Origin of the sequence: Streptomyces canus (genome assembly GCF_030816965.1) — a bacterium.
Classification (GTDB): Bacteria; Actinomycetota; Actinomycetes; order Streptomycetales; family Streptomycetaceae; genus Streptomyces; species Streptomyces canus_E.
Window position 1 is genome coordinate 6,037,971 of sequence record NZ_JAUSYQ010000002.1, and the last position, 14,494, is coordinate 6,052,464.

Sequence of the window (14,494 nt, forward strand, 5' to 3'; positions counted from 1 at the left end):
GCTCGGAAAGAGGTCAGAGGGAGCGGTGCAGCAGACCGCTCATCGTGATGCGGTCGCCGCGGAAGCGGATGAACTCCAGGTCGACGGGGCGGCCGTCGGCGAGGTGGGTGAGGCGTTCCAGCATCAGGACGGCCGCGCCGCGCGGGGCTTCCAGTACGGCGGCGGAGTGGGCGTCCGCGTTCACCGCCTCCAGGGTGATCTCGGCATGGCCGAGGCCCTGGCCGGTGATCGTCTCCAGGAGGCGGAAGACGTCGGTGTTCTCCAGGTCGGCGCCGAGCAGGGCGGTGCCGAGGTCGAGGGGGATGTAGGTGAGGTCGAGGGAGAGGGGGAGGCCGTTCAGGCGGCGCAGACGTTCTATGTAGAGGACGTCGGTGCCGGGATCGACCTGGAGGCGCTGGGCCACCGGGTGCGGAGCGGGGGCGGGGCCCATGGTGCGGACCTCGTTGGTGACCGTGCCGTGTTCGCGCAGGGTTTCCGCGAGGCCCATCAGACGGTCCAGGCCGTGGGGGTATTTCTGGCCGACGACCACGGTGCCGACGCCGGGGAGGCGTTCGACCAGGCCTTCCGCGCGAAGCAGGTCCAGGGCTTGGCGGACCGTGTTGCGGGAGGCGCCGTAGTCGGCGGCGAGGGTCGTCTCGTGGGGGAGGGTGCCGCTCTCGAAGCCGCCGGTCAGGAGCTGGTGGCGAAGGAGGTCGGCGAGCTGTCGCGCCTGGTCCGCACGCAGCCGGCGCCGGGCGCGGGCGGCGACGGTGGTCGCGCCCTGGCCGACGTGGTCCCGGATGCGGTCGGTGGATGGCATGGCTGGAACCATACCGAGCCGGTAGGAAAAGCAGTGTTGCCGGATTGTTGCGCCACCTGACGGCGTGACGGATTGGTGGCTGACCTGCGGTTTCCATCGCTGTGGGGGTCAGATGTGCCACCTGACCGCTCTACACCCGACTCCTCTGCACCTGACCCCTCTGCACCTGACCCCTCTGCACTTGACCCCTCTACACCAGCGCCGACAGCCCCGGCCCGAAAACGATCAGAAGTGGCAGCAACGGCACCAGCGCCGCCGTCGCGGACGTGAGCGCCCGCTGCCGGCGCAGCAACCGCGGCGGCGGCTCCAGCAACCGGTCCACCCGCTCACCCAGCAACCGATGACTGGAGGCGCACGACAGCACCCCCCGATGCTGGTTCAACTCGATCAGTGCCAACGCCGTCGTCAAGTGACCGCACCGCCGCGACGCCGTGTCGTCCGCCGCCAGTTCCACCAAGCGGTGCGTCTGGTCGCAGAAGTGGGCGAAGAGCGGCACCCGGGGAAATCCCGTGGCCAGCGCGGTCGACAGGTGGAGCAGCCAGTCGTGGCGGGCCCGCGCATGCCCGCGCTCGTGGGTGAGGACGGCGTCCAGCTGGTGATCGGTCAGCCGGTGCAGCGCACCGGTCGTCACGATCAGCTGCGGTGGATTCCCCGGCATCCACCAGGCGTCCGGATACTCGTCCTCCAGCACCAGCAGCGGACCGCGTGCGACAGCACCCAGCCCGGCCGGCAGATCCGGCGCCCGCTCCCGCAGATGCTCACGGGCGAGCCCCTGGCGCCGACGGGCCTCGACCAGTTCACGGGCCAGCATCGCCGTGGTCCACGCGGCCCCGCCCGCCAGCAGCAGGGTCAGGGCGACCGCCCAGACCGGCGCCGCCGAGAGGTCGTACGCCGCGGTCACGGCCGGCGGCGCCGGCGCGAACACATGGTCGCGGACCGTGTGGAAGACCGCCGCCGCCCCCAGCACCAGCGCCGTCAGACAGCACAGCAGCACCGTGGCGACCAGGCACTGCCACACCCACAGCCCGACCACCGGTTCCCGTTCGGGCCACGCGGACCGGGTGAGCGCACGCGGCACCGGCACGGCGGCCGCTACGGCGACGGTGCTCAGCAGGAGCAGGCAGAGAGTCATGCCACGGGCTCCGCTTCCTGATCGGAGACAGGGAAGGTGGGGCAGGGTGGTGAGGTGCTGCGGGGCGGTCGGTACGTCGTCCCACGTATGCCGCCCGCCGCCAGTATGCCGTGAGCGGACGCCCTGCGGCAGGACTCGAGCAGCACCGGACGCCTCACACCTCCCCCGGCACCACCCGCCCCGCCACTTCCCCCAGGCCCACCCGGACCCCGCCCGGGCCGGGAGCCCACGCCGACAGCGTCACCACGTCCCCGTCCTCCAGGAACGTCCGCTTCCCGTCGGGGAGTTCGAGCGCGTCCCGTCCGTTCCAGGTCAGCTCCAGCAGCGAACCCCGCTCACCCGCCGAGGGCCCGCTCACCGTTCCCGAGCCGTACAGGTCACCCGTCCTGAGCGAGGCCCCGTTCACCGTCATGTGAGCCAACTGCTGCGCCGCCGTCCAGTACATGGTGGAGAACGGCGGCTCCGACACCACGTGGCCGTTGACCGCGACGGAGATCCGCAGGTCGTAGCCGCCCGGTTCCACGTCGGACGCGGTGTCGTCCAGATACGGCAGCAGCTCGTGGGTCCGCTCCGGCGGCGCCACCCGCGCCTCCTCCAGCGCGTCCAGCGGGGTGATCCACGCCGACACCGACGTGGCGAAGGACTTGCCGAGGAACGGGCCGAGCGGGACGTACTCCCAGGCCTGGATGTCCCGCGCGGACCAGTCGTTGAGCAGACACAGCCCGAAGACGTGCTCCCGGAAGTCGCCGAGCCCGACCGGCCGGCCCAGCTCCGAGGGCGTCCCGACCACGAAGCCGACCTCCGCCTCGATGTCGAGCCGCACGGACGGCCCGAAGACGGGAGAGGCGTCGGAAGGGGCCTTCCGCTGCCCCGACGGCCGTACGACATCCGTCCCCGACACCACCACCGTGCCCGCGCGGCCGTGGTACCCGATCGGCAGGTGCTTCCAGTTGGGGGTCAGGGAGTCGGCGGCGTCGGGCCGGAAGATCTGGCCGACGTTTCGCGCGTGGTTCTCGGAGGCGTAGAAGTCGACGTAGTCCGCGACCTCGAAGGGGAGATGGAGGTCGACCGACGACAGCGGGTGGAAGAACCCCGCGACGGCCTCCTGGTGCGCCGGCACGGTCACCCAAGCGGTGAGCGCGCGTCGCACGTCCGACCAGGCCGTGCGGCCGGCGGCGAGGAGCGGGCCAAGGGAGGGCCGGGCGAGCAGGGAGACGTACGGGGAACCGAGGGCGGCGGCCGCCGCGCCGGCGTCGAGGACATGGTCGCCGAGGCGGACGCCGACGGTCCGGTCGGACGAACCCGGAGGCGAGAACACTCCGTACGGAAGGTTGTGCGGGCCGAAGGGGTCGCCCTCGGGCACGTCGAAGGGGACATCGAAGGGGGGCATGGGGTGCTGCCTCACTCTCGCGCATGCCGTGCGGTGCAGGTGGTCGCGGCACACGTTACGGCCGAGTCGCCTGTCGCGGCAGTGCCTCAAGGGACAGCGATACGACTAAAGAGTTCGCAATGTCCTGTTACGGGACAGTCGGAGGTTTCCATTCCGGCTTAGCGTCCTTTGCGAGTACGGACGGGATGGGTGGGGTCGCGTCCGTGGGGGGACACGTGGGGGGACCGTGGCCAGGAGCGCGAGCAGTGTGCCATTCGAGGCCGATCGTGACGTACCGGCCCTGATCGTCAAGTTCGGCGACTACCCGCTGCACCACGGCGGAGTCGGCGCGATCCGCAGTCTGGGCCGCCTCGGCGTGCCCATATACGCCATCACGGAGGACCGCTACACGCCCGCCGCCGCCTCCCGGTACCTCACCCGCGCGTTCGTCTGGCCGACGACCGGCACCGAGGACCCGGGCCGGCTGATCGAGGGACTGATCCGGATCGGGCGCCGCATCGGCCGCCCCGCCGTCCTCGTACCCACCGACGAGGAGGCGGCGGTCCTGATCGCCGAGCACCAGAGCGACCTCTTCGGCCGCTTCCTCTTCCCGCGCGTGCAGTCCGGCCTGCCTCGCCGGCTGGCCAGCAAACAGGGCCTGCACGAACTGTGCGTGGAACACGGGATCGCGAGCCCGGAGGCCGCCTTCCCGCAGTCGTACGACGACATCGTCGACTTCGCCGAGAAGGCCCGTTTCCCGGTGGTGGCCAAGAACCGCGAGGCGTTCGTACGGCGCCGGCGGCCCGCGGTGGGCGGCACCACACGCATCGCCACCCGTGAAGGGCTGCTCGCCCTCGCCCGTGACTGGGGCGAGCGGCCCGGCGTGATCCTCCAGGAGTACCTGCCGCGAGAGGAGGCCGAGGACTGGATCGTGCACGCCTACTTCGACCGCGACTCCACACCGCTGGCCCTGTTCACCGGCGTCAAGGTGCGCTCCTGGCCGCCGCACGCGGGCATGACGGCCAGTGCGTACGTCGTCGACAACCCGGAACTCGCGGATCTCACCGCACGTTTCATCAAACAGATCGGCTACACCGGCATCATCGACCTCGACCTGCGCTTCGACCGGCGCGACGGTCAGTACAAACTGCTGGACTTCAATCCACGCATGGGCGCCCAGTTCCGGCTCTTCGAGAGCGAGTCGGCGGTGGACGTCGTCCGCGCCATGCACCTGGATCTGACCGGGCGTGCCGTTCCGGAGGGGGAACAGCGGGCCGGTCACCACTATGTCGTGGAGAACATCGACCTGCCCGCCCTGCTGGCCTACCGCCGCAGCGGCTACACGACTCCGCACGCGCCGAAGCGGCCCAGCGGGACCGAGCTGGCCTGGTTCGCGGGTGACGACCCGCTGCCGTTCCTCACGATGCTCGGGCGCTTCGTGCGGCCGGGCGCCAGGCATCTCCACCAGATGTGGCGGGCCAGCCGCCGCGGCAGCGCGACCAGCTGAACAGGGCAACCACCACGAAGTGACGAAGTGACGTCCTGGGGAGGGACTTCGTGATCCATCCGGTAGCAGTCATCGGCGCCGGGCCATTCGGCCTGTCGACCGCCGCCCATCTGCGGGCGCGTGGCATACCCGTGCGCGTCTTCGGCGATCCCATGGTCAGCTGGCGCGACCACATGCCCGCGGGCATGCTCCTCAAGTCGACCCCGGCCGCCTCCAACCTCGACGCGCCCCAGCACGGGCACACCCTCGTCGACTACTGCGACGCGGCGGGGATCCCCCGGCTGGTGACGGACGAGGACATCGTCCCCGTGGAGACCTTCATCGCCTACGGCCGGTGGTTCCAGCAGAAGCTGGTGCCCGAGCTGGAGCAGGTGCGGGTGGTGTCCGTGGACCGGAGCGAGCAGGGGGGTTTCCAGCTCAAGCTCGACTCGGGGGAGTCGTTCACCGCGCGGGCGGTCGTCGTCGCCACCGGTCTGTCGGGGTTCTCCCACCTGCCCCCGGAGCTGGCCGCCGCCGCACCCGACGGACCCGCCCCGACCGGCCCGGTCTCCCACAGCTCCCAGCACCACGACCTCACCCGCTACTCCGGCAAGGAGCTGATCGTCGTCGGCGCCGGCCAGTCGGCGCTGGAGACGGCCGCCCTGGCGGCGGAGGCGGGCGCGCAGGTCAGGGTGGTCGCCCGCGGCCGCGGCAGCGTGGCCTTCGGCGCACCGCCGTGGAAGCAGCCCAGGCTGCGCCCCGAGTCGCCCTTCGGCCGGGCCTGGTCGCTGTGGGCCCTGACCTACTACCCGCACCCCTACCGCCACCTCCCGGCCGGCACCCGCCACTTCCTGGTCCGACGGGTCCTCGGCCCGCTCGGCGCGTGGTGGCTGCGCGACCGCTTCGAGGGGAAGGTGCGGGTCACCGAGGTGGAGCGCATCCTCAAGGCGGACACGTCGCAGGGGCACCCGAGCCTGGAGGTCCTCACCAGCACCGGGACCATGGACCGCCTCGCCGCCGACCACGTCATCGCGGCCACCGGCTACCGCGTCGACCTCGCCGCGATGGACTTCCTCGGCCATGAACTGCGCACCGCCCTCGCCGTCAGCCGGGGCACGCCCAGGCTCGGCGCCGGATACGTCTCCTCCGTACCTGGCCTGTACTTCACCGGCCTGCCGGCGGCGGCGTCCTACGGCCCGGTGATGCGCTTCGTGTGCGGCACGGAATTCGCCTCCCCGAGGCTCGCCCGCCACCTGGCGGCGGCCCACGGCTAGTGCCCGGCAGGCAACGTTCGCCCCGTCGCGACGCCCGGCACGCCGAGAGCACTCACCGGACGCCGCTTCTTGACGGGCGAACGTCACCTGCGGCGGCCCACGGCCGGCCTCACGACGTGCAGACGTCCTTCAGCCGGTCGGCCGCCGCGTCGATCTTGCCGGAGTCCGGGTGGGTGTCTCCGTCGAGGATGGACTTGTTGTAGTCCTCGATCGCCTTGTCGAGGTCCTTGACGGCCTTGTCGACCTTGCTGTCGGCCGCGTCGCCCCGGGCCTTGTTGATCTCGTCGACGTTCTTGTCGATCGTGGCGATGGATTCGTCGGTCTTCGAGGGGTCTGTCACCGCGTCCCAGCCGGCCTCGTGGATGGCCTTGACGCTGTCGGCGATCGTGTCGGCGTTCGACACGCAGTCCAGGGAGTTGTCCACGTCGTGGGGGTCACAGCCGGTGGCGAGGACGGCGGTGAGGGCGACGGCGGTCAGGGCGGTGACGATGGAGAGGCTGCTGCGAGGGCGCATGGCTGTGGCCAACCGTTTCTCGGGACGGGATTCGATGCCCTCCACGATTCCGTCGCCCGGCCGCGGCCACGAGGGAGCTGCCCGGTGTATGCCCGGTGTAGCCCACTACACCGGGCGGCCCGTCCTACGACCGATAACGCCCCAGCGTCCGCAGCCCCGGCAGCGCCCTGTCCTGGAAGTCGAACAGCGCCAGGTTCTCCCACGCGTTGCCCGAGGACGGGTCCGCCGGGTCCCAGCCGCTGCCGGCGCGGTAGGTCCACAGGCCCTCCCAGTAGCAGTAGCCGAGCCCCTGCCCGTCCGGCACACCGGCCGCCAGGTCGGCCACCGCGCGCAGCCAGGCGGCCTGGCCCTCGGGCGTGGCCGGGAAGCCCTCGGTCAGCTGTGAGGGGTCGTTCAGGATGTCGTTGACGTCGTCCTCGCTCTCCAGCGTGAACGGGTACGCCGTCTCGGCTATCACGCACGGCTTGCCGTAACGCGCGGTGATGTCCGCCATGTTGGCGGCCGCGTTCGCGATCGGGCCGTGCCAGAACGGGTAGTAGGAGAGCCCTATGACGTCGAAGTCGACGCCGTACGCCACCATGTTGTCGAACCACCAGCGGTACAGCCCGTTGTCGCCGCCGTTCGCCAGGTGCAGGATCGTCCGGACGCGCGGGGTGGTGTCCTTGGCCGCGCTCAGGCCCGCCTTGAGGAAGGCGGTCATGGTGTCGAAGTGCTCCCAGTTGCCCTCGGGCCAGATGAGCCCGCCGTTCAACTCGTTGCCGATCTGCACGAGTTGAGCAGGCGTGCCCTGCCGCTTCAGCGCTCCCAGGACGTCGGCCGTGTGGTCGTACACCGCGCGTGTCAGACCCGCCACGTCCAGGTCCGCCCAGGCGGCCGGCTTGGTCTGGTGGGCGGGGTCGGCCCAGCTGTCGGAGTAGTGGAAGTCGATCCAGATGCCGACCCCGGCCCGCTTGAGGCGCCGGGCCAGCGGCAGGATGTGCGCCTTGTTGTTGTAGCCGTCGGCCGGGTTCACCCACACCTTGAGCCGGGCGTGGGTGACACCGGCCTGGGCCATGAGGCGGATCGGGTCCTCGCGGCGGCCGTCGGCCGTGCGGTACACCGCCCCGTGGTCCTCGTTCTTCGGCAGCGAGGAGATGTCGATGCCCCGGATCTCCAGGCAACGGCCGCCGGAAGCGCCGGAAACGACCGGAGCGGCCACGGCCTGGGTCGCCCCCAGCACCGGTGCGGCCAGCGTGGCGGCTCCGGCAGCGGCGAGAACACTGCGTCTGCGCATGTCAAAGGGTCCTTTCGGGGACGTTCGCGGGGTACCGGCTCTGCGGTGACTTCGGCGGCCGGGACAAGGCCGGGAAAACGGGGTGAGGGGAGCCGGCGAAACGCCGGACGACCAAGAAAACCCTCATTTTCTGTGATCGTGCACAGCGCCCCTCACCCCTGTCATCGGCGAGCAACAAGTAGGTAACCCCACGCCCCCTCCATTGACAAGGGCCCGAAACAATTCTCTACTGTGCACGATCACAGAGCCGCGCGGCCCTCGCGCACTGCCTCTCGGTCACGTCCGCAGAACCTCCCCCCACGGCGGTTGCCGCGAACGCGCGACGTCCCGAGACCGGCTGGTTCCAAGTCAGGGGAGATGAAGATGTCGATCAACCGCCGCCAGATCAGCAGGCGCAGCATCCTTGCCGGGGCCACAGCCCTCGGCCTCACGAGCACCCTCGCCGCCTGCGGCGGTTCCGACGACCAGGACTCCGGCGGGAGCAGCGGACCGGTCAAGCTGACCTACTGGTCCTGGGCTCCGAACATGGAGAAGGTCGCCGCGATCTGGAACAAGAAGAACCCGGACATCACGGTGACCGTGTCCAAGCAGGCCAGCGGTGGCGAGATCGTCTCCAAGCTGATCACCGCGAAGAAGGCCGGCAACGCCCCCGACCTCATCCAGGTCGAGTACCAGTCCCTGCCGACCCTGGTCTCCAACGACGTCCTGGCCGACATCACCAAGTACGCGGGCAGCACCAAGTCCGAGTTCGCCGAGGGCCTTTGGGGCATGGTCACCCTCGGCACGGACGCGCTCTACGCGATCCCGCAGGACGCCGGGCCGCTGATGTTCTACTACCGCGAGGACCTCTTCAAGAAGCACGGACTCAGCGTCCCGAAGACCTGGACGGAGTTCGCCGAGACCGCCCGCGCCGCCAAGAAGGCCGTCCCGGACGCCTACTTGACCACGTTCTCCTCCAACGACCCCGGTCTGTTCGCGGGCCTCGCCCAGCAGGCCGGCGGCAAGTGGTGGACCGTCGACTCGGCCGGCAAGTGGACCGTCGGCATCGACGACGCCGCCACCAAGCAGGTCGCCGAGTTCTGGGGCGGCCTGGTGCAGGAGGGCGTCATCGACAACCAGCCGATGTACACCCCGGCCTGGAACAACGCCCTCAACAAGGGCACCCACCTCGCCTGGGTCTCCGCCGTCTGGGCGCCCGGTGTGCTGGTCTCCTCCGCCCCCGACACCAAGGGCAAGTGGCGCATGGCCCCGCTGCCGCAGTGGAAGTCCGGCGAGAACGTCACCGGGAGCTGGGGCGGTTCCTCCACCGGTGTCTCCACCGACTCCAAGCACGCCGAGGCCGCCGCCAAGTTCGCCACCTGGCTGAACACCGACCCGGAGGCGCTGGCCGCCCTGGTCAAGGAGGTCGCGATCTACCCGGCCGCCACGAAGGGCCAGTCCGGGAACGTCCTCACCACGCCGGAGTTCTTCTCCAACCAGGCGGACTTCTACACGACGGCCGGCGAGATCGCCGCGACCACCGCCGCCGCGGCCTGGGGCCCCAACGTCAACACGGCCTACACCACCTTCCAGGACGCGTTCGGCAAGGCCACCAAGGCGAAGAAGGAGTCCCAGTTCGACTCCGCCCTTGCCACCGTGCAGTCGAAGACCTTCGGCGACATGAAGAAGCAGGGCTTCGAGGTGACCGAGGCATGACCAGCGCTCCGCTCAAGGGCTCCGACCTCACCGAGGTCGGGCCCTTGGCGGACGGCACCGGCACCGCCCAGTCCGTCCGCCCCAGCCGCCCCCGCCGCCGTGGTCGCGGTCGCAGCGCACCGTACTGGTTCCTGGTGCCCACCCTGACCCTCTTCGCCGCCTTCACCGTGGTGCCCATCGGGTACGCGATCTGGCTGAGCCTGCACAAGGTCCAGGTGAAGGGCATCGGCCTCGGCAAGGGCGCCCGCTCACAGGTCTGGAACGGCATCGGCAACTACACCGACGTCCTCAAGGACTCCGAGTTCGGCCACAGCGTGCTGCGCGCCTTCGGCTACGGCCTCATCGTCATCCCGACCATGCTCGGCCTCGCGCTGCTGTTCGCGCTGATGCTGGACACCCCGAAGGCGCGCAGCGCGCCCTTCGCCCGGCTGATGATCTTCCTGCCCTACGCGGTGCCGGGCATCATCGCCGCCCTGATGTGGGGCTTCCTCTACCTGCCGGACGTCAGCCCCTTCTACTACCTGCTCGACAAGTTCGGCCTCCCGCAGCCCGACCTGTTCGACGGCGGCAACCTCTACCTCTCCTTCGCGAACATCGCGGTCTGGGGCGGCACCGGTTTCAACATGATCGTCATCTACACCGCTCTGCGGGCGATCCCGCCGGACATCTACGAGGCGGCCAGGATCGACGGCGCGTCCAACCTCAACATCGCCCTGAGGATCAAGATCCCGATCGTGATGCCCTCCCTGGTGCTCACCTTCTTCTTCTCGGTGATCGCCACCCTCCAGGTCTTCACCGAGCCGATGGCCCTCAAGCCCCTGACCAACGGTCTGCCCAGCTCGTGGAGTCCCTTGATGGCCATCTACGACAAGGCCTTCCTGCAGTCCGACATCTACGGCGCCTCCGCCACCGCGGTCGTCCTGGCCCTGGCCACGTTCGTCCTCTCCTTCACCCTGCTGCGCATCTCCGACCGCTACACCCGGGAGGACCGGGCATGACCCCCCTCACCCTCACCGCCGACACCACCGGCAGGGCCGCCAAAGCACGGCGTACGGCCTGGGTGCCGACGCTCGTGCTGCTCCTCGGCGCCCTGTACTGCCTGATCCCCATCGCCTGGGTGGTCATCGCGGCGACCAAGGACCGGTCGGAGCTCTTCTCCACCTTCACCTTCGCTCCCGGCAGCGGCTTCCTCCAGAACCTGAGCGACCTGACGGACTACCGCGACGGCATCTTCTGGAAGTGGATGGCCAACTCGGCTTTCTACGCCGGTTTCGGCGCCCTGCTCTCGGCCGCGGTCTCCGCCGCCGGCGGCTACGCGCTCGGCCGGTTCGCCTTCCGGGGCCGTGAGGCCATCTTCAAGATGATCCTGGCCGGCGTCCTGGTGCCGTCCATCGTGCTCGCCGTACCGCAGTACCTGCTGCTGTCGAAGCTGGGCATGGCCGACTCGTACTGGTCGATGCTGCTGCCGTCGATCCTCTCGCCGTACGGCGTCTACCTGGTCCGCATCTACGCGGCCGCCTCGGTGCCCGCCGAGCTGATGGAGGCGGCCCGCATGGACGGCGCGAGCGAGTGGAGGATCTTCTCGCGGATCGCCGTACCGATGATGATGCCGGGCCTGATCACGGTGTTCCTCTTCCAGTTCGTCGGCATCTGGAACAACTTCCTGCTGCCCTACGTGATGCTCGCCGACGACGAGAAGTTCCCGATCACCCTCGGCCTCTACACGCTGCTCGCGCAGGGCGCCTCGCAGCCGGCGCTCTACACCCTGGTCATCACCGGCTGTCTGCTCGCGATCCTCCCGCTGATCGGGCTCTTCCTGGTGATCCAGCGGTTCTGGTCCCTGGACCTGCTCAGCGGCTCGGTCAAGGCCTGAGGCCCCGGACCCACCTTCACGAACGAGGAACATGACCACCAGCGCGAACGGACGCCGAAGGCCCCCGACCATCCACGACGTGGCCCGGGAGGCGGGCGTCTCGCGGGGCACCGTCTCCCGCTTCCTGAACGGCGGCCACTACGTCTCGCCCGCCGCCCGGCGGGCCGTGGAGGCCGCCATCAGGAAGACCGGTTACGTGGTCAACCGGCATGCGCGCAGCCTCAGTACCGGCCGGTCGGACTCGGTGGCGTTCCTGCTGACGGAGCCCCAGGAGAAGTTCTTCGAGGATCCCAACTTCAACGTCCTGCTGCGGGGTTGCACCGAGCGGCTCGCCCAGCACGACATCCCGCTGCTGCTGATGCTGGCCGAGAGCGACGACGACCGGCGCCGGCTGACCCGGTACATCACGTCGGGTCACGTCGACGGCGTGCTGCTGCTCTCCAACCACAGCGGCGACCCGGTCGCCGCCGAACTCCACGACGCGGGGATCCCGTTGGTGGTCTGCGGCAAGCCGATAGGGCTCGGTTCCAAGGTGAGTTACGTGGCGGCCGCCGACCGCGAGGGCGCGCAGGAGATGGTCCGCCATCTGCTCACCGGGGGCCGGCGCCGCGTCGGCATGGTCACCGGGCCGCTGGACATGCCGGGCGGCCCCGACCGGCTGGCCGGCTACCGGGACGTGCTCGCCGAGGCGGGCCTGCCCTACGACCCGGCGCTCGTGGTCGAGGGCGACTTCCGGCGCAGCGGCGGCGAACGGGCGGCCCGCCGCCTGCTGGCCCAGGCCCCCGACATGGACGCCGTCTTCGTCGCCTCCGACCTCATGGCCCTGGGTGTCGTCAACGTCCTTCAGCAGTCCGGTCGTTCGGTGCCCGGTGACATCACCGTCGGCGGCTTCGACGACTCACCCGCGGCCACCGCCATCACCCCCGCCCTCACCACCATGCGCCAGCCCTTCGACCGCATCAGCGCCGAGATGGTCCGGATGCTCCTCGCCCAGATCGCCGGCGAGGACACGGCCGGGGTGATCCTCCCGACGGAACTGGTGGTCCGGGACTCGGCGTAGGCGCTCCGCTGGAGGCGCGGTGTGATGGGCGAGGCGCACGACGCAGGTGGGGGCACGGCGACGCGGCGCACGCCGGCCTGGCCGTTGCGCACCGCTTCCCGTCCAGCCGCCGCGTCAACAGGGCGGAGCCGCACGGGACATGCCCCCGCCCGATCGTGCCCGGCCTCATGACGCATGCCGGCGGACCGTCCCGCGCTGCCGTACCCCCGGGAACCGGAACTGCGGTCAACGGATGTGAAAGCAGCAGCCGTCCGGTTCGCGTCGAGTCGCAGGGGCCAACCATCCGTATTCTCTGATCATGGCCGCCTCCCCCGCGTATTCACTGATCGCCACCGACCTGGACGGCACGCTGCTCCGCGCCGACGACACCCTCTCCGACCGGTCGTTGGCCGCGCTCGCGCGGGTGGCCGCGGGTGGGGCCCGGCATCTCGTCGTGACGGGGCGGCCGGCGCCCAGAGTGCGGCCGCTGCTCGACGAACTGGGCAGTACGGGGCTCGCGGTGTGCGGGCAGGGCGCGCAGGTGTACGACGCCGGCGCGGACCGTCTGCTGTGGTCGGTGACCCTGGACCGGGAGCTGGCCGAGACCGCGCTCGGGAAGATCGAGGCCGAGGTCGGCCAGGTGTACGCGGCCGTCGACCAGGACGGTGTCGACGGACTCACGCTCATCGAGCCGGGCTATCTGATGCCCCATCCGACCCTGCCGGCCGTGCGGGTCGGCCGCCGCGACGACCTGTGGTGCGAGCCGATCAGCAAGGTGCTGCTGCGCCATCCCTACCTGTCCGACGACGAGTTGGCGGTGACGGCGCGCTCGGTGGTGGGCTCGCTGGCCACGGTCACCATGTCGGGGCCCGGGACCGTCGAACTCCAGCCATGTGGCGTCACCAAGGCGACGGGCCTCGCGCTGGCTGCCGAACACCTGGGCCTGGGGCCCGGGATGACGATCGCCTTCGGGGACATGCCCAACGACATCCCCATGTTCGACTGGGCGGCCCACGGTGTCGCGATGGCCAACGCCCACCCCGAACTGAGGGCCGTGGCCGACGAGGTGACGCTGTCGAACGAGGACGACGGCATCGCCGTCGTCCTCGAAAGACTGTTTCCGGAGGCCTAGTAGGCGCCCCAGACGTTGTCGATGGACCCGTACCGCTGGGCCGCGTAGTTGCAGGCCGCGGTGATGTTCGCGACCGGGTCGTACGGGTCCCACGACGTGTTGGCCACGTGGTAGGCGTTGAAGGTCGGGTCGATCACCTGGAGCAGGCCCTTGGAGGGCGTGCCGGCGGCCGCGTTGGAGTCCCAGAGGTTGATGGCGTAGGGGTTGCCGGAGGACTCGCGGATGACGTTGCGGTAGATGCCGTCGTAGGAGCCGGGAATTCCGTGCTCCGCCATGACGGCGAGGGAGGCGCGGATCCAGCCGTCCAGGGTGTTGGAGTAGCCGAGCGTGGCCGCGGTCTGCACGGTCGGGGTGGCGGCGGACGCGGTGGTCGCGCCGATGAGGGGGAGCGCGAGTACGGCGACTCCGGTGCCGGCGACGGCGAGCTTGCGGACGAGACGGCTGGTACGGGTACGTCGGTGCTGAGCGGCAGCAGACATGGCGAAGTTCCTCTCCGGCGCCTGCGAGGTGAGCTGTCGGGTTCGGGCTGGAGTTGCCCGGCCACGCCTACGAAAGGCGTGACTTCACCCCGAGCCGTACCGGTATGTCCGAAGACGCCCGGTCCGGCGGCTTACCTGGGTCCCCCGCTCCTGCCCTGGTTTCTCGGTGGGTGTACGGGCGGTGGCAGGATTCGGCGTCCGCCCGACAGGCCGGGAACGTATGCGAGAGCACATGTCCGGAACAAGTGGCGAATTCACATGCGATGCCTATTGACCTTGGTAGGAGGCATTTGGGGTACTTGATCCTTTGCGGTCGCCAAGCCTCAACTGGTGTTCCGGCAAGGGCGGATCGGCAGATTCCGGATCGACGTGCGTGCACCCGTCCGCGTGGGCCAAGTCACAGCCGAGCGCAAGAGGGGTAAAACGGTC

General features: G+C 70.1%; 13 protein-coding genes and 1 riboswitch. Of the genes, 7 read left to right on the top strand and 6 right to left on the bottom strand.

The window, feature by feature from the left end:
- Positions 1-13 precede the first annotated feature (13 nt).
- From QF027_RS28795 to fahA, 3 genes are all read right to left on the bottom strand, one after another.
- Positions 14-799 carry a GntR family transcriptional regulator gene (locus tag QF027_RS28795; protein WP_306977695.1) on the bottom strand — a complete coding sequence of 262 codons (786 nt, stop codon included), beginning with the start codon at positions 797-799 and terminating at the stop codon, positions 14-16.
- Between the two features lie 190 nt (positions 800-989).
- Positions 990-1,931, bottom strand: a complete 942-nt coding sequence (locus tag QF027_RS28800; protein ID WP_306977693.1) for a M56 family metallopeptidase — start codon at positions 1,929-1,931, stop codon at positions 990-992.
- A 154-nt stretch (positions 1,932-2,085) separates the two neighbouring features.
- The gene (fahA, locus tag QF027_RS28805) at positions 2,086-3,321 is read right to left on the bottom strand and encodes a fumarylacetoacetase (protein ID WP_307077987.1); all 1,236 of its coding nucleotides are present in this window, start codon (positions 3,319-3,321) and stop codon (positions 2,086-2,088) included.
- 247 nt (positions 3,322-3,568) lie between these two features.
- Here fahA and QF027_RS28810 point away from each other — a divergent pair, with 247 nt between their 5' ends.
- Both QF027_RS28810 and QF027_RS28815 read left to right on the top strand, forming a co-directional pair.
- A complete protein-coding gene (locus QF027_RS28810; RefSeq protein ID WP_307077990.1) occupies positions 3,569-4,807 on the top strand; it encodes a carboxylate--amine ligase in 1,239 nt (412 codons plus the stop codon).
- A 50-nt stretch (positions 4,808-4,857) separates the two neighbouring features.
- Complete coding sequence (locus QF027_RS28815) at positions 4,858-6,060, top strand: FAD-dependent oxidoreductase (RefSeq protein WP_307077992.1); 1,203 nt, start codon at positions 4,858-4,860, stop codon at positions 6,058-6,060.
- A gap of 109 nt (positions 6,061-6,169) precedes the next feature.
- Here QF027_RS28815 and QF027_RS28820 read toward each other — a convergent pair whose 3' ends face one another.
- Both QF027_RS28820 and QF027_RS28825 read right to left on the bottom strand, forming a co-directional pair.
- The gene (locus QF027_RS28820) at positions 6,170-6,574 is read right to left on the bottom strand and encodes a hypothetical protein (protein ID WP_307077995.1); all 405 of its coding nucleotides are present in this window, start codon (positions 6,572-6,574) and stop codon (positions 6,170-6,172) included.
- A 124-nt stretch (positions 6,575-6,698) separates the two neighbouring features.
- The gene (locus QF027_RS28825) at positions 6,699-7,847 is read right to left on the bottom strand and encodes a glycoside hydrolase family 53 protein (protein WP_307077996.1); all 1,149 of its coding nucleotides are present in this window, start codon (positions 7,845-7,847) and stop codon (positions 6,699-6,701) included.
- Positions 7,848-8,204: 357 nt separating this feature from the next.
- On the opposite strand from QF027_RS28825, the gene QF027_RS28830 reads away from it, so the two are divergent.
- From QF027_RS28830 to QF027_RS28850, 5 genes are all read left to right on the top strand, one after another.
- On the top strand, positions 8,205-9,542 hold the full coding sequence (locus QF027_RS28830) for an ABC transporter substrate-binding protein (protein ID WP_306977682.1): 1,338 nt from the start codon (positions 8,205-8,207) through the stop codon (positions 9,540-9,542).
- Positions 9,539-10,540, top strand: coding sequence for a carbohydrate ABC transporter permease (locus tag QF027_RS28835; protein WP_307077998.1), 1,002 nt, complete (start codon positions 9,539-9,541; stop codon positions 10,538-10,540). The genes QF027_RS28830 and QF027_RS28835 overlap by 4 nt, the downstream gene beginning before the upstream one ends.
- A complete protein-coding gene (locus QF027_RS28840) occupies positions 10,537-11,415 on the top strand; it encodes a carbohydrate ABC transporter permease (RefSeq protein WP_057607980.1) in 879 nt (292 codons plus the stop codon). The genes QF027_RS28835 and QF027_RS28840 overlap by 4 nt, the downstream gene beginning before the upstream one ends.
- A gap of 31 nt (positions 11,416-11,446) precedes the next feature.
- On the top strand, positions 11,447-12,475 hold the full coding sequence (locus QF027_RS28845) for a LacI family DNA-binding transcriptional regulator (RefSeq protein ID WP_306977677.1): 1,029 nt from the start codon (positions 11,447-11,449) through the stop codon (positions 12,473-12,475).
- A 298-nt stretch (positions 12,476-12,773) separates the two neighbouring features.
- Positions 12,774-13,586, top strand: a complete 813-nt coding sequence (locus QF027_RS28850; RefSeq protein WP_306977676.1) for an HAD family hydrolase — start codon at positions 12,774-12,776, stop codon at positions 13,584-13,586.
- Here the strand turns inward: QF027_RS28850 and QF027_RS28855 are convergent.
- Positions 13,583-14,065: a transglycosylase SLT domain-containing protein gene (locus QF027_RS28855; RefSeq protein ID WP_307078000.1), complete on the bottom strand. Its 483-nt coding sequence runs from the start codon at positions 14,063-14,065 to the stop codon at positions 13,583-13,585. The genes QF027_RS28850 and QF027_RS28855 overlap by 4 nt on opposite strands.
- A 3-nt stretch (positions 14,066-14,068) precedes the next feature.
- Positions 14,069-14,244, bottom strand: a riboswitch (cyclic di-AMP (ydaO/yuaA leader).
- Between the last annotated feature and the right edge of the window lie 250 nt (positions 14,245-14,494).

Bases quoted from the DNA above. Each gene is read 5' to 3' on its own strand.
- QF027_RS28795 (WP_306977695.1), bottom strand. From the start codon at position 799: ATGCCATCCACCGACCGCATCCGGGACCACGTCGGCCAGGGCGCGACC.
- QF027_RS28800 (WP_306977693.1), bottom strand. From the start codon at position 1,931: ATGACTCTCTGCCTGCTCCTGCTGAGCACCGTCGCCGTAGCGGCCGCC.
- fahA (WP_307077987.1), bottom strand. From the start codon at position 3,321: ATGCCCCCCTTCGATGTCCCCTTCGACGTGCCCGAGGGCGACCCCTTC.
- QF027_RS28820 (WP_307077995.1), bottom strand. From the start codon at position 6,574: ATGCGCCCTCGCAGCAGCCTCTCCATCGTCACCGCCCTGACCGCCGTC.
- QF027_RS28825 (WP_307077996.1), bottom strand. From the start codon at position 7,847: ATGCGCAGACGCAGTGTTCTCGCCGCTGCCGGAGCCGCCACGCTGGCC.
- QF027_RS28830 (WP_306977682.1), top strand. From the start codon at position 8,205: ATGAAGATGTCGATCAACCGCCGCCAGATCAGCAGGCGCAGCATCCTT.
- QF027_RS28835 (WP_307077998.1), top strand. From the start codon at position 9,539: ATGACCAGCGCTCCGCTCAAGGGCTCCGACCTCACCGAGGTCGGGCCC.
- QF027_RS28840 (WP_057607980.1), top strand. From the start codon at position 10,537: ATGACCCCCCTCACCCTCACCGCCGACACCACCGGCAGGGCCGCCAAA.
- QF027_RS28845 (WP_306977677.1), top strand. From the start codon at position 11,447: ATGACCACCAGCGCGAACGGACGCCGAAGGCCCCCGACCATCCACGAC.
- QF027_RS28850 (WP_306977676.1), top strand. From the start codon at position 12,774: ATGGCCGCCTCCCCCGCGTATTCACTGATCGCCACCGACCTGGACGGC.
- QF027_RS28855 (WP_307078000.1), bottom strand. From the start codon at position 14,065: ATGTCTGCTGCCGCTCAGCACCGACGTACCCGTACCAGCCGTCTCGTC.